Origin of the sequence: Sphingomonas faeni (assembly GCF_023195535.1) — a bacterium.
GTDB classification, from domain to species: domain Bacteria; phylum Pseudomonadota; class Alphaproteobacteria; order Sphingomonadales; family Sphingomonadaceae; genus Sphingomonas; species Sphingomonas faeni_B.
On sequence record NZ_JALPNF010000001.1, the window covers coordinates 652,170 to 670,205 of the forward strand.

Here is an 18,036-nt window from a genome sequence, read left to right on the forward strand (position 1 = left end):
TCACCCCTGTCCATGCCTGTCGCGATCACCCGGAAGGACGATCGTCGCAAGGTTCTTGATCCCTGCTTCTGGATCATGTAACCGGTTACATCAAGAACAAGATGCTGATCGCGACACGCAGATCGGCGCCAGAGAGGGTCCTGACGCTTCATGCCGCATGCTACTGTCCGTGATATCGCCCGCGAAGCCGCGGTGTCGGTGGCGACGGTGTCGCGCGCACTGAACGGACACAGCAACGTGCGCCCCGAAGTGCGGGAGCACATCGAGAGCGTCGCGTTGCGGCTTGGTTATGTCCCCCACGCCGCGGCGCGCCATCTGAGCTCGGCGAAGTCGGGGATGATCGGCGTCGTGGTGCCCGACCTGCACGGCGAGTTCTTTTCCGAACTGTTGCGCGGGATGGACCGCGAGGCATCCGAGCGCGGCCTGTATTGCATGATGATGGTGATGCACGGCGATGCGCAGCGCGGCGTCGCGGCACTGCACGCGATGCGCGGTCGGGTCGACGGTTTGGTGGTGATGGCGCCACAGGTGTCGGCGGACGAACTGCTGGTGCATCTACCGCGCGGCATGCCCGCGGTCTTGGTGAACTGCGCGCCGGGACAATCGGGTCGCACCGAATTGCGCATCGACAATGTTGCCGGAGCGTCGGCATTGGTCGAGCATCTGATCGCGACCGGCCGGCGGCGGCTAGTCCACGTCGCCGGGCCTGCGGGCAACATCGATGCCGACGAGCGCCTGCGCGGCGCGCAGGACGCGTGCGCCCGCGCCGGCGTGTCGCTGCGCGTGCTGCCCGGCGACTTCAAGGAACCGTCCGGCGCCGCCGCCGCCATGACCCTGATCGACGAGGGTGCGGCGTTCGACGCGATCTTCGCCGCCAACGACATGATGGCGATCGGCGCGATGATGGTGCTCAAGCGCGCCGGCGTCGCGGTGCCCGATCAGGTCGCGATCTGCGGCTTCGACGACATCCCCCTCACCCGCCTCATCTCGCCGTCGCTGACCTCGGCGAGCATCGACATCGCGAGCTTCGGCGCCAGTGCGGTCGCGCGGCTAGTGAACGCGATCGCGGGCGACGACGACGGCGGCGTCGAGCAGCGCGTGCCGATCGTGATGGTGCGCGAGTCCACCGGCCCGGCGCGAGCCGTCCAGCCCGGCCAAAATCTTTCCAACGTCCACAACAACAAACCCGAACAATCGGGAAAAGGGGAACTAGAATGACCAAGATGATGTTGCGCGCGGCGGTCGTCTCGCTGACCGCGCTGTCGAGCGGGCTGCTGTTTGCGCCGACGCCGGCAGTCGCACAGGTCGGCCAGGCATCGCTGCGCGGCACGATCACCGCACCCGCCGACAATCCGGTCGTCGAGGTCACCGCGATCGAGATTTCCACGGGCTTGCGGCGCACCGTGCCGGCCGAAGCTGGCGGCGCGTACAACTTCGCGTCGCTGCGCGCGGGCACCTATCGGCTCGAGATCAAGCAGAAAAACGGCACGCGCAACTCGGACGCGTTCACGCTGCGCGTCGGCCAGTCGGCCGGGCTCGACTTGGATCTCGCTGCGACGGGTACGCCAGCCCCTGCCCCTGCTCCTGCGGCGGGCGATGCGGCCGGTGAGACCACGTCCGGCGACACGCCCGCCGCTGGGACGGCGGAAACCGGCGCCACAGCCGGCGATGAGATCGTCGTCACGGGCAACCGCATCCGCTCGCTGTCGGGCGGGCAGGTCGGCAGCGTCATCTCGTCGCGCCTGATCGAGCAGTTGCCGCAGAACAACCGCAACTTCCTCGCCTTCGCCGATCTGGCACCGGGCGTGCGGTTCATCGAGGACGCCAGCGGCGCGTCGCGCATCCAGGGCGGCGGCCAGGACAGCCGCACCGTCAACGTGTTCATCGATGGCGTCAGCCAGAAGGACTATGTCCTGAAGAACGGCATCACCGGCCAGGATTCGTCGCCCGGCAACCCGTTCCCACAGCTCGGCATCGGCGAGTATCAGGTGCTCTCGTCGAACTACAAGGCGGAGTTCGACCAGGTCAGCTCGGTCGCGATCACCGCGGTGACCAAGTCGGGCACGAACCAGTTCCACGGCGAAGGCTTTTTCGACTTCACCAACCAGAACCTGCGCGATCGTCGGCCGAGCGAGATCTTTCCGACCACGATTCCCAAGGTCGACACCAGCAACAAGCAGTTCGGTGCGGCGCTCGGTGGCCCGATCATCAAGGACAAGGCGCACTTCTTCTTCACCTATGAAGGCAAGCGCATCTCCAGCCCGTACGATGTGCGACCCGAGAATGGCTACCCGATCTCGTCGATCCCGGCCCAGTACCAGGATAACTTCGGCACCTTTGCGCAGAACTTCAAGGAAGACCTCTACTTCGGCAAGATCGATATCGTGCCGACCGACAACGACCTGATCGAACTGTCGGGCAAGTATCGCAACGAATCTGGCCTCCAGAACGCGACCGGCATTAATGCCGCCAGCACGTCGACGCTGAACAAGGTGGTCGACAAGCGCGGCCTGCTGCGGTGGCAGCATACCGGCAACCAGTGGATCAACGACGCGCGCGTGTCGTATGAGGACGTGGTCTTCTCGCCGACCCCCGCGACCGACGGCATCACGCAGTTCTTCCAGGCGACGCAGCGGATCGGCAACGGCACGCAGCGCACCGACCTGCTCCGCGCCGGCGCCGGCGGTAACTTCCAGACCAAGGGCCAGAAGGGCTGGACCGTCCAGGACGACTTCACCTTCACCGGCCTTCAGGGCCACACGATCAAGGTCGGTGCCAAGGGCAAATGGGTGAAGCTCAACACGCTCGAGCAGAACCTGACCAACCCGCAATACACTTATGACGTCAATGCGATCCCCCGCGTCGCGTTCAATGATACGCTGCCCTATCAGCTCCAGTTCGGAGCGCCGGTCGGTTCGGGCAACCCCGGCGTCCGGTCGAAAAATTTCCAGATCGGCTTCTACGCACAGGACGATTGGGACGTCACCAGCCACCTGACGCTCAACCTTGGCCTGCGCTGGGATTACGAGCGGACCCCGGCGTATCTGGACTATGTCACCTCGGCGGAGAACATCACGGCGGTATCGCCCGCCAACTATCCCAACCTCGTCAACGCCGATTACGACATCAACGACTATATCTCGACCGGCAACAACCGGAAGGCGTTCAAGGGCGCGTGGCAGCCGCGGCTCGGCTTCACCTATCGCTTCGACGACGCAGGGCGGTTCTCGATGTTCGGTGGCTATGGCCGGTCGTATGACCGCAACCAGTTCGACTTCCTCCAACAGGAGGTCAGCCAGGGCGCATACCAGGTCCGCACGTTCAACTTCATCGGCAACGATTCGCTCAACCCGTGCGTGCCGAGCCAGACCTGTATCGCGTGGGACCCGTCCTACCTGACCGAGGCCGGACGCCAGCAGCTGGCCAATTCGGCGACCGGCGGCGGGCGCGCGATCGTCATGATGAACAACGACCTGAAGCTGCCCTATTCGGACCAGTTCAGCCTCGGCCTGCGCGGACGCTTCTCGCCGGTCGAGCTCGAGGTGGGCTTCACGCATATCGAGAGCAACGACGGGTTCGCGTTCCTGCTCGGCAATCGCCGCCCGGACGGGAGCTTCTTCTTCAACGATCCCGCCAGCGTGTCGGACGTACCCCAGTCGCCCTTCTCGTTCTCGCCCAATGGCTATGGCTCGATCATCCTCGGCACCAATGGCCTCAAGACCAATTCCGACGCGGTCTATTTCAAGCTGACCAAGACCTATTCGGCGGCCTCGCCGTGGAGCATCGACGCGACTTACACCTACACGCAGGCGGACGAGAACCGGCAGTTCGGCGAGACCTATTCGCTCGATTACGCGCAGCTCTCGGATTATCCGACGCTCCGCTCGTCGGGCGTGCCGCGCCACCGGTTCGTGATCGCGGGCAGCGTCGACACGCCGATCGGCGTGACGATCTCGAGCAAGTTCCAGATCGAATCGCCGATCTATCTGAAGTCGTTCATCGACAATTCGGATCCGTTCTCGCGGACGCTGGTCGGGCGGGAGGCGGATGGCCTCGGCGATCTCTGGGGACGCCGACAGCTGGATTTCGCGTTCACCAAATATGTCCCGCTCGGTTTCATCACCGACCAGACCAGGATCCGCATGCGGCTCGATATCCTGAACGTGATGAACGATCGCAACTACACGGACTTCAACAACAGTCCGCTCGATCCGAACTATGGCAGGCGTTCGACCTACAGCACGGGCGGCAACGCGCCGCGTACCATCAAGCTGTCGGCCGGCTTCTCGTTCTAATAAACTCCGTTTTGCGGGATGCGGCCAAGCCGTGTCCCGCATCGTCTCAGCGTATCAGTACCCGAAGGACATCATGATCGATCGCAGGCACATGCTGGGTACCAGCGCACTTGGCCTGGCTGGACTGATGGCCGGTTGCGCCGTCCCGCCCCTTCCCCGGCCCGGCACCGCGGATCCTGCCGGCGGAGCGGACCTCACCGCCAATACGGGCACCTCGACGGGGCGGCCGATGCCGACCCCGTTGATCGCCAATCTGCACGAACGCAGTTTCTATTATTTCTGGGACACCACCGATCCGGCGACCGGCCTCACCCCCGATCGCGGGCCGACACCGTCCTTCGCGTCGATCGCCGCGGTCGGGTTCGCGCTCACCGCCTATCCGATCGGGGTCGAGAATGGCTGGATCACGCGGGATCAGGCGCGCACCCGGACCCTGACGACGCTGCAATTCTTCGCCGCGGCGCCGCAGGGCGACAGCCAGAACGACGACAGCGGCTTTCACGGCCTGTTCTATCACTTCCTCGGCACCACCAAGGGCCACCGCTTCGCCCGTGCCGAACTGTCGACGGTCGACACGGCGCTGCTGATGGGCGGCGTGTTGTTCTCCCAGAGCTGGTTCGACTCCGACCACCCCGACGAGGTGCGGATCCGCGCGCTGGCGGAGCAGCTATATGCCGCGGTCGACTGGGCCTGGATCGTGCCGCGCCCGCCGTTCATGGCGATGGGCTGGCATCCCGAAAGCGGGTTCATCCCGCACGACTGGAACATCTACAACGAGGCGATGCTGCTCTACATCCTGGCGATCGGCTCGCCCACGCACGCGCTGCCGCCGCAGACCTGGGATGCCTGGACCAGCCGCTTCGGCGCGCAGTGGACCGATCGCTGGGGCGGCGAGCCGTATATTCATTTCGGGCCGATGTTCGTCCACCAGTACAGCCATTGCTGGATCGACTTCCGCGACATCCGCGACCGCTACATAGCGACCAAAGGCATCGATTATTTCGAGAACAGCTGCCGTGCGGTGCGGGCGCAGCGCGCCTATGCGATCGCCAATCCGGGCGGGTGGACGGGCTATGGCGCCGATGTCTGGGGGCTGACCGCGAGCGACGGGCCGGGCGACTTCACCGCCACTATCGGCGGTCGCAAGCGCGAGTTCTTCAGCTATTCCGCGCGGGGGCCCGGCGACCGTGACGACGGCACGATCGCACCGACCGCAGCCGCCGCGTCGTTCGCGTTCGAGCCCGAGCTCTCACGCCAGGCGATCGAGGCGATGCACGAACGCTATGGCGCCAACATCTATGGCAAATACGGATTTCTCGACGCGTTCAATCCGACGCTGACCGCCACGAAGCAGCCCTTGAAGCACGGTCGCATCATTCCCGGCGCAGGCTGGGTCGACGACGATTATATCGGCATCGATCAGGGGCCGATCGTGGTGATGATGGAGAACTGGCGCACCGGGCTGGTCTGGAAAACGATGAAGCGCAACCCGCACATCCGCCGCGGCCTGCAACGTGCTGGTTTCACGGGAGGTTGGTTGGCCTGATTCTAGGGCATCCGCTCTCAACCCAGCCTTCAGGTGCCGACAGCAGCAAGCGCCAGCGTCTTGAGTTCGATCGATGGATCCGCGAGCACCGCCGCATCGACAGGGATCGATCCGGCGACCAGCGCACGGCCCTGCACGTAATCCCGTACCCGGTTGACGCAGTCCAGCGCGATAACCCGTCCGCGCTTGAGATAGACGAGCGAGAAGCTGCGACTTTCCGGATCGCCGCGCAGCACCGCGTCGTCGTACCCCGAGGACAGACCGACGGTCTGGAGCTTCAGATCATATTGATTGGACCAGAACCAAGGCACCGCATGATAGGGCTCGGGCGTACCCGTCAGAAATTTTGCGACTGTGGTCGCCTGGTCATTGGCGTTCTGCACCGATTCCAGGCGGATCACGTGCCCCTCGGCAAACGCATTGGCATGCGCGGCACAGTCGCCGATCGCAAAGATATCGGCCAGCGTCGTGCGGCACTGATCGTCGACATGCACGCCATTGCCGCCCTCGGCCCCGGCAGCGAGCAGGGGGGCGACCGCGGGTATGATGCCGATCCCGACGATGACCATCTGACACGGCACGACGGCGCCGTCGGTCAAACGGACGCCGCAAGCCCTACCGGCGGCTACGTCTATGCCCGCCACTTCCACACCAGTGCGCAGGTCGACGCCGTGCGCGCGATGTTCCGCCTCGTAGAACCGTGACAGGACCTCGCCCGTGACACGCGCGAGCACGCGGTCCTGCGCCTCGAGAACCGTGACATGCTTGCCGAGCTTGGTGAGCACGGCCGCGGCCTCGAGCCCGATATAGCCACCACCGATCACGACGACCCGGTCGACCATCGGCATTTCCGCGATCATCCGATCGACATCGGCGCGCGTGCGCACGCTATGCAAGCCGGTCGTGTCATAGCCGGTGCAGGCCAACCGCCGCGGCACGCCTCCCGCCGCCCAGATCAACCGGCCGTATCGGAGTGTGAGCCCCTCGGCGGTGACCACGTGATGCGCCTCGGGATCGACCGCAACGACCCTATGCCCCGGCAGGAGCGTGATCATGCGGTCGGCCCAGAACGCCGCGGGACGCAGCAGGATACGCTCGAACGGCTTGTCGCCGGCCAAATAGTCTTTCGACAGGGGCGGACGTTCATAGGGCAGCGAAGGCTCGTCGCCGAGCAGCGCGATCGTCCCCTCGAACCCGCGTTGGCGCAGCGCGATCGCCGCCTGCGCTCCGGCATGGCCCGCGCCGACGATCAGGACGTCGTAGCGATCAGAATGGGACATGATCGATCCTAGCAATGGCATCTCGGCCCCGGCCTGGCGGCACAGGCTCTGGTGGCGGTCGATGCGATGGGGCCTCGTCAGGCTGGCTATTGCCAAGCCTTGCGATCGTCAACGGAGCGTCGCGCGGATCGGCCACCGCATCACACCGCATCACACCGCACGAACCGCCGAAGATGCCACCGCCGACCATGCCGGGCATCACTCAGACAGGCAGACCGGGCCCTGCTCGCCGACGGCTTCGGCGAGGATCCCGGCAATCTGTCCGACGCGCGGGCCGCTGTGGCGGTCTCCTTTTCGCAGGACGGCCTTGGGTTCGAGATCGAGTTGTCGGACGATGAAGTTACGGGATTCCGGCAAGGTGCGAAGCCAATAGGAAAAGCGCCGGTAATAGCTGAACTCGTCATAGGCCGTCGCCTTGTGCGCCATGCCCCCGGATGCCACCTCGAGAATGCCGGTGCTCGGGCCCATCGCGAACAGCAGCCCGCGAAACGTCAGTTCCTCGGACAGCGTACCGCGCAGCATGGCGCCCGCCGCCAGCTCGACATAGGAAAGCTTCACCCCCTTGCGTTCCAGGACGCCGGCCACCGCACCGAAACTTGTCGCGGGAATATAGCGGAAGCGGGCTTCGCAAACGGTGTTGGTCGTATTGACCCAAGGCCGGTCCCGGACGACCTGCCGCAGGAACGCGCCGATCTCGTCGGCATAACAGGCGGCACCGAGCGGCGTGGTGTGCGTACCGTCGCGAAGAAAATCCGCCAGCCGCCCCTCCGCCTTGGCCTGGACCATGCGGTCGGTCAGATCGAGCAAGGGCAGATCTTCTTTATCTGCGATCGCACGAATCGATCGGACGAGCCGATCGGTTCGATAGTCGACCGGGCCACGGAACAGGTTGACGAAACACGGAACCGCACCGCCCTGCCGAACCTGCGCGACGATCTCTGCCAACGCGGTGTCATAGCGCCCGGGATCGGCCTCGGCATAGCGCAGGCAGGTGGCGATCTCGAACAGGACGTAGTCGTACCGGTCGTAGCGTAGCAGTCGGCCCAGATAGGGCACTACGGCGATGGCGGCACCGCCGACCGCCTTTCTGTCGACCGCGATCTCTCCGGCTAGCGCCCGTTTTACCAGCGGAACGAAGCCTGCGGTTTCTTCGGTAACGCTGAACCCGAACACCAGAACACGCGTCATTGCACTTCCCCCGCTCGCCCCGGTCCAGCCGATCATGTCGGGGTGATTATTGTAGAGACAGTGTCCTTGGTGATCTCACAAGTGCATTCCGCGGTCGCCCATGATCGGCATTCGTCCACAGTATTTCATCGTTGGAGGAAAAAGGGCGCGTATCAAATAAACTTCCAGAAAACCGGCGCCTGTAACGCACAATGTGACCGATAACGCCTAATCTATGATATCGTTCGATTTATTTAGCGAACGTCGGCCCTTGTATCGTCCTCCCGACCGCATTCTCTCAAGTAGAATGACGGCGACGACGACCAGCACAAAAACACCGATGAGAAATATAGCCGCATCCGAGCTCCAGTCTATATTTATCAGACGCATGGGGTTTTCTTACCAATTCGATAGTCTCAGCCATGACATAGCGCGAAGTAGCGCAATCTCCAACGCGAAGCTTTGCCGGTGCCGGTTAAGGGATCGTCGTCGTGCCGGCGTATCAGTCCCCCGCAAACGTGAGCGCCGACGTTTTCCGTTCGCGTTCGTTGATCAGCAGCGCACGGCCCGCCGGTGCGATCGAGCGTTGCGGGCAGTCGTTGCGGAAGCAGGCGCGGCAACCCAGGCCGATCGGCATCGCCCTTCCCGCCAGATCGAAACCGCTCGCCGCCGCGAGCACGCCGGCCTGCGATGCCGCCACGCCCAGGCCGATCGCGAACTCGGCATGGACCGCGCCGAAGCGACTGCCCTGCGGCGTAACCGTCCGCGCCATCGTCAGCCAGCGCGCGCCGTCCTCCAACTCGACGAGCTGGACCATCAGGCTGCCCGGCCGGTCGAACGCGTGGTGGAGCCGCCACAACGGACAGCGCCCGTCCGCCTCGACCAGCGCCGCGCCGCTTGCGCCGGGGTAGCGCTTCGATGCCTGTCCCGCGCGGTCGATCCGGATCATGAAGAACGGGAGCCCGCGCGCGCCGACTCGCTGCAACGTCGTCAACCGGTGTGCGACCTGTTCGAAGCCCGCCCCGAACCGGCGTTGCAGCAGCTCGATATCGTAGCCCGTCGTCTCGCAGCCGCGCAGGAACCGGGCGTACGGCATCATCAGCGCGGCGGCAAAATAGCCGAGGAGATGGCGGCGATAGAGCCGCTCGGCGGCGCGATCGGTGAACCCTGCGCCCTTCGCGAGCGCGTCGATCTCCGCCTTCGCCTCGATCTGGCCGAGCTGGAAGGCGACCGCGAACGTCCGCGACGCGGGGTCGAGCATCTCGCTCAGCTGCAACTGGCGTGCGTGAAGGTCGAGCCGGCGTAGCATGTCCGGCAGCACGTCGGCCGGCAGAACGCGGATCGTCAGGCCGTGTTTCGCGCGCAGTCGCTCGGCGATGGCGCCGTACAGGTCGCCCGCACCGAGCCGCAGTTCGTCCGCCAGCGCCTCGGCCGCGGCGTCGAGATCAGCGAAGTGGTTGCGCCAGCGCTCGATCTCGCGGCGCACGAGCGTCACCGGATCGTCGCCCGCCTCGACCACCTCTCCCCCACCGATCCGGTCGAACACGCGCGCGAACGCCGCCGCGCCGCCGGGCGCGCTGGCGAGCCATTCCTCGACCTCGTTGCGGTCGATCTCGAGGTCGGCGAACATCGGGTCCGCCAGCCGCCGCCGGATCGCCTCCGCGCCGCCGCCGGGCTCGGCTGCGGTGAGCGAGCGCGGATCGAAGTCGAAGCTCTCCGCCAGCTTGATCAACAACGTCGCCGACACCGGCCGCTGGTTGCGCTCGACGAGGTTGAGATAGCTCGGGCTGATCGCGAGCATGTCGGCCATCGCCGCCTGCGTCAGCCCGGCGCCGCGCCGCAGACGACGGATCGCATGCCCCGCCAGCAATTTCCGTTCCGCCATCGCAAACCCTCCTGTCACGATCTTTACAGGTCGACAGCCGAGATACAAGGACGGCGGACACCGCGACGCTGGCGTAACGTGCTCGCGCCTTCCAACATGCCGATCTTGCCGGCTATTGAATGTGCATCGCCTCTCTCGGTACGCCGTCGCTGTAAAGAGAGAGACAAGACGAGCCATCGAAGGAGGCAAGCCATGCAGACCACGACCGAACAACCCCGCGCCCGCGCCGTCTTCTCGACCAACGATTTCGCGCTGATGAAGGAGGTGCTCGGCGAGATGATCAGCAAGACCTCGATCGACGACGCGCGGCTGATGCGGATGAGTGCGCTGTACCACCGCCTCGGCCGGCTCGGCTGACACGATTTACGCAGTTTCCTGGGGAGGAAAGGATCTCGCCGGTGGTTCGTCCACCGGCGGGTATTCCTATTTTGGCGCGGCGGCTGCACGTTGCGGCCACCCGTCATCCTGACGAAAGTCAGGACCCAGGATTACAGGCAGATACGCTTGTGGCTCTGGGTCCTGACTTTCGTCAGGATGACGCAGCGCGAAGTAGCAAGTCGCACGGCCCAGCCGCATTCCAATTGCCGGCGCGCTTCGATTGCCCCCCCCAACCTCTTGCGAAGCCGCCCCTTTCCAACCGCATCCCCTCGTGTAGGACGGCGGGATGGCCAAGACACTGACCGCTCGCATCAAGGACGACATCGTCCTCTATGGCGCCCTCGCCGCCAATCTCGGGATCGGCGTGGCGAAATTCGTTGCGGCCGGGATGACCGGGTCGTCGTCGATGCTGACCGAGGGCTTCCACTCGGTGGTCGACAGCGGCAACCAGGTGCTGCTGCTTTACGGCCAGCGCAAGGCCAAGCGCCCCGCCGACGAGGCGCACCCGTTCGGTTACGGTCGCGAACTGTATTTCTGGGCGTTCGTGGTCGCGATCTTGATCTTCGCGATCGGCGCGGGCGTGTCGATCTTCGAGGGCTGGCGGCACATCCAGGACCCCGAGCCGCTGACGAGCCCGACGATCAACTACATCGTGCTGGCGATCTCGTTCGCGCTCGAGGGCAGCAGCTGGACGATCGCGGTGCGGGAATTCTCGAAGACCAAGGGCGATATGGGCTGGTGGTCGGCGATCCACCGGTCGAAGGATCCCACCGGCTTCATCGTGCTGTTCGAGGATTCCGCGGCGCTGGCGGGCCTCGTCATCGCCGGGATCGGTATCTGGGCGAGCCACGCGTTCGACGATCCGCGCATCGACGGCGCCGCGTCGATCGCGATCGGGCTGATCCTCGCGCTGGTCGCCGTGCTGCTCGCGCGCGAATCGAAGGGCCTGCTGATCGGCGAGCGCGCCGACCCGGCGGTGATCGCCACGATCCACAAGATCGTCGCGGCGCATCCTGCGATCGTCTCGGTCAACCATGTCCGCACGGTCCATGCCGCGCCCGACAGCATCTTCGCCGCGATCAGCGCGGACTTCGACGATGCGGTGACGATGGGCGACGGCGAGACGATGATCGAGGCGATGGAGACCGAACTGCGCGCCGCCGTACCGACGCTGTCGTCGATCTATATCCGGCCCGAGAAGCGCGAGAACGCGACGCTTGCCCCGGCGCCCGCTACTTCCCCAGCCTCCGGCGGCGGCGAAACTACCACGCAGCGCTGATCTAAATCGGACGCATGCCTCTGGTAAGGCTGGAGATTCGGCGATAGCCTCGGCCGATGAAGCCGCTGCTACGCCTGATCGCCCTGTTCTGCCTGTGCGTCGGATACGCGCTGCCGGCGCAGGCTGCGGTCACGATCACGTTCTGGAGCCATGAACTCGGCAACAGTTTCCCGCACGCGTTCTTCACCTTGCGCGGCGTGCCCGATGCAGGCGGCGCGCCGGTCGACACGAATGCAGGCTTCACGGCGAAATCGGTATCGCCCGCGCTGTTGATGGGACCGGTCGCGGGCAAGCTCGACATCGCCAGGCCGAGCTATGTCGCGAGCAGCGACGCGCAATTCTCGGTGGTGATGACCGACGCGCAATACGTCGCCGTGCTGCGGCTGGTCGAGGCGTGGAGCGAGGGCAAGCCAGACAGCGTGTACCGTCTGGGCGACCATAATTGCGTCCACTTCGTCAAGGAAGCCGCGCGCCTGGTGGGGCTGTCCGCGCTCGATCAGCCCGGGTTGATGAAGAAACCGCGCTCGTATCTGAAGGCGGTGCTGGCCGGTAACGCCGGCCGCGTCACGCCGATCGAGATGCACGGCAGGCAGTATCTCACCAGCCTTGGCCCGATCGAGTCGCCCGGCGTAGCGGTCGCGACGGGAGCGGCCGCATCCGGCATGGTGACGACGACGGTTCCGGGCCCCCTGCCCGCCGCTCGCTAGGACGCGGGGACCAGCTCGACCACGTCGAGGAGCGATTCGAACCGCGGATAGGGCAGCACCACGCGCCAGCGCTGCGGGGCGATCCGCTCGATCAGCCCGGCCATGTCGCGGTTGGCGTCGCGACCATAGCGCAGCGGCCGCGTCTCGTCGCCGAGCTCCATCGTTCCCAGGAAGATCGCCCGCGCATTGGTGTCGGCGAAGACCGAGCCGACCGGGCGCTGCGATCCGTCGAGCTTGACGAGGCTGACCACGCGCTCGCCATCGTCCTCGCTCGTGCCGATCCGGCAGGCGAACCAGCCCGAGGCCGTGAAGGTCGGGCCGATGCCCGCGCGAGCACCGAGCTTGTACGTGCGACACCGATACGCGCCCGCGGGTGGCAACGGGTCGACCAGCGAACGGTCGGGGTCGAACAGCACCGGATCGCGCGCGACCTCCTTCGGATCGACCTGCGCGAGCGCGGCGACCCAGGCGCCACGCCAGCCGCGCAGCCGCGCGCGATCCGCTGGGGTGGCTACCCGCCGCCAATCCAGGTTGGGCCGCGCGGCGCTGGCGTTCCCGACACCGGCCACGGTCGATCCACAGGCCACGACCATCATGCACGCGGCAGTTCCGAACCAGGTTCGCATCGTCTCGTGTCCCGTTGGCCTGCGCCAAGCTAAGCGCGTATCGCCTTGAACGGCAATGGTTTTCCGGGCGGCGGCGCGCCGATCGGTCACGCCGCCGTCCAGCCGCCATCCATCGACAGGTTCGCGCCGGTGATCGCCTTGGCCTCGTCGCGACACAGGAACAGCGCGAACGCCGCGACCTGCTCCGGCGTGACGAATTCCTTCGTCGGTTGCGCGGCGAGCAGGACGTCGTTCATCACCTGATCGCGCGTCATCCCCCGCGCCGCCATCGTGTCCGGAATCTGGTTCTCGACCAGCGGGGTCCAGACATAGCCGGGCGAGATGCAGTTGACGGTGATGCCGTCGGTCGCGGTCTCCAGCGCGATCGTCTTGGTGAGCCCGGCGATCGCGTGCTTGGCCATGACGTACGCCGACTTGTTGGGGCTCGCGACGAGCGAGTGCGCCGACGCGGTCGAGATGATCCGGCCCCAGCCCTTCGCGCGCATGTGCGGCACCGCGGCGCGCATCGTGTGCCACGCCGAGGACAGGTTGATCGCGATGATCGCGTCGAACTTGTCGATAGGAAAGTCGGCGATCCCGGCGACGTGCTGGATGCCCGCGTTGTTGACGACGATATCGACGCCGCCGGTCTCGGCGGCGGCCCGCTCGACCATCGCGACAATCTCGTCTGGCTTCGTCATGTCGGCGGGATCGTAGAGCGCGGCGGCTCCGCTGGCCTGCGCCAGGGCGGCGCGGTCCCGCTCGATCGCGTCCGCGTCGCCGAAGCCGTTGAGCACCACCGCGGCGCCCTGCGCCGCAAACGCCTTGGCGTAGGCCAGGCCGATCCCCGAGGTGGATCCGGTGATGACCGCGGTCTTGCCCTTCAGGAACATACGCACTCCCCCTATCGCTTTACGCGGCGGATTCGACCGCCGTGCAACTCTAGCGCCACCTTGCGCATTTCGTTCCCGAGAAGAAACGAAAAGGGGCATATTCATGCGGCTCGACGATTACGATCCGAACATCAACGTCGAGGACCAGCGCGGCTCGGGCGGCGGCGGCGGCGGTTTCGGCGGCGGTGGCGGCGGCCTGCTGATGGGGCTGTTGCCGATGATCGGCAGCCGATTCGGGTGCGGCGGGATCGTCGTCGTGCTGATCCTGATGGCAGTGTTCGGCGGCATGGGTGGCCTGGGCGGCCTGCTCGGCGGCGGACAGTCCTCTGCCCCGACCACACAGAGCGGAGCGCCGCGCGCCGGCACCGACACGACGTCGAGCTGCAACCTGACGCCCGAGAGCAAGGCGGCCTGCAACGCGTTCAGTTCGGCCGACAATACCTGGGAGGCGATCTTCGCCAAGAACGGCCAGCGCTTCGAAGCGCCCAAGCTGGTGTTCTTCGACGGCAATGGCCGTTCGGGATGCGGTGCCGCGCAGTCGGCGATGGGGCCGTTCTATTGCCCGACCGATCAGGGCATCTATCTCGACACGAGCTTCTTCAACGAGCTGTCGACCCGGTTCAAGGCGGACGGTGATTTCGCACAGGATTACGTGATCGCGCACGAGTTCGGTCATCATATCCAGAAGCTGCTCGGCACCAACGCGCAGGTCCAGCAGGCGCAGCGCCAGGCTAGCGAGACCGAAGGCAATGCGCTGTCGGTACGGTTGGAACTGCAGGCGGATTGCTATGCGGGCGTGTGGGCGGCGGCCAACCGGTCGCGACTCGAGGCTGGCGATATCCAGGAGGGCATGACGGCCGCGCAGGCGATCGGCGACGATACGCTGCAGAAGGAGTCGCAGGGGCGTGTGGTGCCGGATAGCTTCACGCATGGGACGTCGGCGCAGCGCCAGTCGTGGTTGAAGCGCGGGCTGGACAGCGGCGATCCGGCGCAGTGCGACACGTTCTCGGGCGCGATCTGAGCTGAACCTTTGAACCTCCCCCGCCAGGGGGGGGGCTGGCCTTTGCCAGACGGAGGGGGGAAAGGGATAACACCTGCTCCGTGTCCTCCCCCTCCGTCGCCTTCGGCGACACCTCCCCCTGGCGGGGGAGGATTGCGGGCTGCGATCCGAGTTCGATAACCGTCACCCTAGCGAAAGCTGGGGTAGCCCTCGTGGTTCACGAAGTGTGCCTAACCGGGAGATCCCAGCTTTCGCTGGGATGACGGGGGGCTCGGGGACGACGGCGAGCCCCAAAAGACGATGGCGAGGCTCGGCGGCGACAGCATCGCGTACCTCGCGCCCTCAACCGACCGTCACGCCTTTCCAGAACGCATAGCGGTCCTTTATCTCGGCCGCGGCCGACTTCGGGTCCGGGTAATACCAGACCGCATCGATGTTGCGCTTGCCGTCGACGACCAGCGTCTTGTAGCTCGCCACACCCTTCCACGGGCAGTTCGAGTGCGTAGCGCTCTCCTCGAGCAGCGCCGGGTCGACGCTGTCGGCGGGGAAGTAGTGATTGCCTTCGACGACGACGGTATCGTCCGATCGCGCAATCTCGCGGCCATTCCATGTAGCGACAGGCATTCTACTCTCCTTCAGGCGTTGCCCAGCCCCGCCGCGTCATACCGCTCGGGCGTGAATCCTACCAGCAGCGTATCGCCGGCTTCGAGCACCGGACGCTTGATCATCGACGGTTGCGCCAGCATCAGCGCCACCGCGCGATCGGCGCTCATGTCGGACCGCTCGGCCTCGGGGAGCTTGCGAAACGTGGTGCCGTTGCGGTTGAGCAGAACCTCCCAGCCCGACATCCCGATCCAGCGCCGCAACCGATCCTCCGTGATGCCGACCTTCTTGTAATCGTGGAACACGTACGCGACGTCCTGCGCATCAAGCCAAGCGCGCGCCTTCTTCATCGTGTCGCAGTTCGGAATTCCGTATAGTTCGACCGTCACGTATCCATCCTCAATCGTTGCCAGCGCTTAGACCGTCGTCGTGACCGGTCCGACTTGCCAATAGGTCGCGTACCGTTCGTGCGCGATCCGGTGATACGGGACCAGGCGGACGGGACGGCCGTCTGCAGCGGGGATCGTGAACTCCAGCGTGCGCTTGGTCGGGCGGATCGCCTGCGCGAGCGTCTCGGGATCACCCGTTAATCTGGGCGGCGTGAACGCGGTCGCGTTATAGTCGCCGTATTTACGCTCGTTGGTGACGATGTCCGCGCCCGGCGCCAGCCCGTCCTGTCCGAACGCGCCTGCCAGTACCAGCGGACCGACGGTGAACGCGACGATATCCGGGGCGGTTGGCAGGCGTTCGGCGATCGGATGCATATCCAGACGCATTTCCACCACATCGTCGTTCCGCCAGACGCGGGCGATCTCCAGATATCGACCGGGAACGGTCGACCGCATGGCCTCGACGCCGTTGACCAGAACGATCGCGGTGCCACTCCAGCCGGGATGGCGCAGTTTGAGCGCTAGCTGGGCCGGCGACTTCAGCGTCCAGCGCAAGTTTGTCGTGGAGGTTTCGGGGAACGCGGTCGTCTGCGTCAGGACTGCGCCTTTCTCCCGCCACCGGACCGCGGACGGCACGAACAGGTTCACATACAGCGCGCGGTCGTCATGGAAGTAGATCGAATCGCGATACTTGACGTGGTTCTCCATCCCCGTGCCCGTGCAGCACCAGAACGCCGTCTCGGGAGCATGATACAGCTTCATGTAACCGGGCCGCGCACCCTGGAAATACGTCGCCATGCCGGTATCGGGATCCTGCGATGCCAGGATTCCGTTATACAGCGTCCGCTCGTAGTAATCGGCGTAGCGCGCCTGTGGATCGTGCAGGAACAGCGCACGGGTCAGTTTCAGCATATTGTGCTGGCAGCAGGTCTCGGACCCCTTGGCCGAGAAAACGTGCTTGCCGAAATCCGCGACGGGAAAGAAATGCTCGTTGTCGCCGTGCCCGCCGGTCGCGAACGACCGGGTCAGCGCTACCGTGTTCCAGAAAAACTCCGAGGCCGTGCGGTATTTAGCGTCACCGGTGATCTCCCACACGCGCTGGAACCCGATGATCTTGGGCACCTGCGTATTGGCATGAAGTCCGTCGAGATGATCGCGGTTCTGGGCCAAGGGCGCGAGGATCGCCTTGTGCGAGAATCGTTCGGCCATCGTGCGATATTCGGCGGTGCCGGTCATCGTGTAGAGATCGGCGAACACCTCGTTCATGCCGCCATGCTCGGTGTCGAGCATCGTCTCGAACTGCGCCGGGCTGAGCGGTCGGCTCGCCACGACCGCCCAATCCGCCAGCCGCATCAGTACCGCACGCGCCGTGTCGCTGTCCGCCAATACCGCGGAATCCCGCAAGCCTGCATAGACCTTGTGGAGCGTATACCAGGGCACGCCGGTGATCGGTTCGCCGCGCAGATGGGCCGCCACCAGCGCCGGCCCATCGGGGAAGGCACAGACCAGGCCGGTGCCCGACGCCGCCTGGCAGGCCGCAAGATCGTCGGCGATATGTTCGATCCGCGCCTTGAACCGCTTATCGCCGGTGGCGCGATAGGCGAGCGCGCAGGCCGACAGATAATGCCCGAGCGTGTGCCCGTGGCAGTTGATGTCCGCCCACATCGGATCCGATTCCCAGCCGCCATAGACCGGCGCCTTGGGCGGCAATCCCGCATTCACGCGGAAATTGTGGAGCATCCGATCGGGGTCGAGCGACAGAAGATACGCTTCGGTCTTGCGCTGCGCTTGCAGGAACGGTCCCTCGCCGAGCGTCACATCGGCCATGTCGAACGGACGCAGCGACGCCGTCTGCAGCCCCGGCCGCTTGACGGGCGTTCCGGCATAAACGGCGTTGGCGGTGGCCGCCAACGGCCCCGCCAGCAGCGCGCTTTTGCCGACGCTCGTCAGGAAATGACGACGCGATTGTCCGGCAGGCGACGGATCAGTCATGGCAGCACCCTCTTCTC

15 protein-coding genes are annotated in these 18,036 nt (G+C 65.5%); 7 read left to right on the forward strand and 8 right to left on the reverse strand.

All coding sequences use genetic code 11. From position 1 onward, the window contains the following. Nucleotides 1–150: 150 nt before the first annotated feature. The 3 genes from SPHN_RS02590 to SPHN_RS02600 all read left to right on the forward strand — a co-directional run bounded on the left by SPHN_RS02590 (nt 151) and on the right by SPHN_RS02600 (nt 5,841). Nucleotides 151–1,218: a LacI family DNA-binding transcriptional regulator gene (locus tag SPHN_RS02590; RefSeq protein WP_248520906.1), complete on the forward strand. Its 1,068-nt coding sequence runs from the start codon at nt 151–153 to the stop codon at nt 1,216–1,218. Then, a complete protein-coding gene (locus SPHN_RS02595) occupies nt 1,215–4,295 on the forward strand; it encodes a TonB-dependent receptor (RefSeq protein WP_248520907.1) in 3,081 nt (1,026 codons plus the stop codon). Before SPHN_RS02590 ends, SPHN_RS02595 begins: the two co-directional genes overlap by 4 nt. Nucleotides 4,296–4,368: 73 nt before the next feature. Next, nucleotides 4,369–5,841: a glucoamylase family protein gene (locus SPHN_RS02600; RefSeq protein WP_248520908.1), complete on the forward strand. Its 1,473-nt coding sequence runs from the start codon at nt 4,369–4,371 to the stop codon at nt 5,839–5,841. Between the two features lie 29 nt (nt 5,842–5,870). Here the strand turns inward: SPHN_RS02600 and SPHN_RS02605 are convergent, their stop codons facing one another. The 3 genes from SPHN_RS02605 to SPHN_RS02615 all read right to left on the reverse strand — a co-directional run bounded on the left by SPHN_RS02605 (nt 5,871) and on the right by SPHN_RS02615 (nt 10,173). After that, nucleotides 5,871–7,121 (reverse strand): NAD(P)/FAD-dependent oxidoreductase, encoded by a 1,251-nt coding sequence (locus SPHN_RS02605; RefSeq protein WP_248520909.1) that lies wholly within the window; start codon nt 7,119–7,121, stop codon nt 5,871–5,873. Nucleotides 7,122–7,319: 198 nt separating this feature from the next. Further along, a complete protein-coding gene (locus SPHN_RS02610; RefSeq protein WP_248520910.1) occupies nt 7,320–8,309 on the reverse strand; it encodes an SGNH/GDSL hydrolase family protein in 990 nt (329 codons plus the stop codon). Between the two features lie 481 nt (nt 8,310–8,790). Further along, on the reverse strand, nt 8,791–10,173 hold the full coding sequence (locus tag SPHN_RS02615; RefSeq protein WP_248520911.1) for a helix-turn-helix domain-containing protein: 1,383 nt from the start codon (nt 10,171–10,173) through the stop codon (nt 8,791–8,793). A gap of 192 nt (nt 10,174–10,365) precedes the next feature. On the opposite strand from SPHN_RS02615, the gene SPHN_RS02620 reads away from it, so the two are divergent. The 3 genes from SPHN_RS02620 (at nt 10,366) to SPHN_RS02630 (ending at nt 12,537) form a co-directional block, all read left to right on the forward strand. After that, nucleotides 10,366–10,530: a hypothetical protein gene (locus tag SPHN_RS02620; RefSeq protein ID WP_167398800.1), complete on the forward strand. Its 165-nt coding sequence runs from the start codon at nt 10,366–10,368 to the stop codon at nt 10,528–10,530. Nucleotides 10,531–10,837: 307 nt separating this feature from the next. Further along, nucleotides 10,838–11,830: a cation diffusion facilitator family transporter gene (locus tag SPHN_RS02625; protein WP_248520912.1), complete on the forward strand. Its 993-nt coding sequence runs from the start codon at nt 10,838–10,840 to the stop codon at nt 11,828–11,830. Nucleotides 11,831–11,886: 56 nt separating this feature from the next. Then, on the forward strand, nt 11,887–12,537 hold the full coding sequence (locus SPHN_RS02630; RefSeq protein ID WP_248520913.1) for an ester cyclase: 651 nt from the start codon (nt 11,887–11,889) through the stop codon (nt 12,535–12,537). On the opposite strand, the gene SPHN_RS02635 is transcribed toward SPHN_RS02630, so the two are convergent. Together SPHN_RS02635 and SPHN_RS02640 are read right to left on the reverse strand one after the other, a co-directional pair. Continuing rightward, nucleotides 12,534–13,163 carry a DUF4893 domain-containing protein gene (locus SPHN_RS02635; RefSeq protein ID WP_248520914.1) on the reverse strand — a complete coding sequence of 210 codons (630 nt, stop codon included), beginning with the start codon at nt 13,161–13,163 and terminating at the stop codon, nt 12,534–12,536. The two genes, SPHN_RS02630 and SPHN_RS02635, sit on opposite strands and share 4 nt — an antisense overlap. An 86-nt stretch (nt 13,164–13,249) precedes the next feature. Next, nucleotides 13,250–14,035, reverse strand: coding sequence for a 3-hydroxybutyrate dehydrogenase (locus tag SPHN_RS02640; protein WP_248521464.1), 786 nt, complete (start codon nt 14,033–14,035; stop codon nt 13,250–13,252). Nucleotides 14,036–14,138: 103 nt separating this feature from the next. Between SPHN_RS02640 and ypfJ the strand changes: the two genes are divergently transcribed. Further along, the gene (gene ypfJ / locus SPHN_RS02645) at nt 14,139–15,056 is read left to right on the forward strand and encodes a KPN_02809 family neutral zinc metallopeptidase (protein ID WP_248520915.1); all 918 of its coding nucleotides are present in this window, start codon (nt 14,139–14,141) and stop codon (nt 15,054–15,056) included. A gap of 321 nt (nt 15,057–15,377) precedes the next feature. Here ypfJ and SPHN_RS02650 read toward each other — a convergent pair whose 3' ends face one another. Genes SPHN_RS02650 through SPHN_RS02660 form a run of 3 tightly spaced genes read right to left on the reverse strand, consistent with a single transcriptional unit; the run spans nt 15,378 to nt 18,019 of the window. Then, nucleotides 15,378–15,659, reverse strand: a complete 282-nt coding sequence (locus SPHN_RS02650; RefSeq protein ID WP_248520916.1) for a DUF427 domain-containing protein — start codon at nt 15,657–15,659, stop codon at nt 15,378–15,380. Nucleotides 15,660–15,670: 11 nt separating this feature from the next. Then, on the reverse strand, nt 15,671–16,027 hold the full coding sequence (locus tag SPHN_RS02655; protein WP_248520917.1) for an ArsC family reductase: 357 nt from the start codon (nt 16,025–16,027) through the stop codon (nt 15,671–15,673). A gap of 27 nt (nt 16,028–16,054) precedes the next feature. Continuing rightward, on the reverse strand, nt 16,055–18,019 hold the full coding sequence (locus tag SPHN_RS02660; RefSeq protein ID WP_248520918.1) for a glycoside hydrolase family 127 protein: 1,965 nt from the start codon (nt 18,017–18,019) through the stop codon (nt 16,055–16,057). Nucleotides 18,020–18,036: the final 17 nt, after the last annotated feature.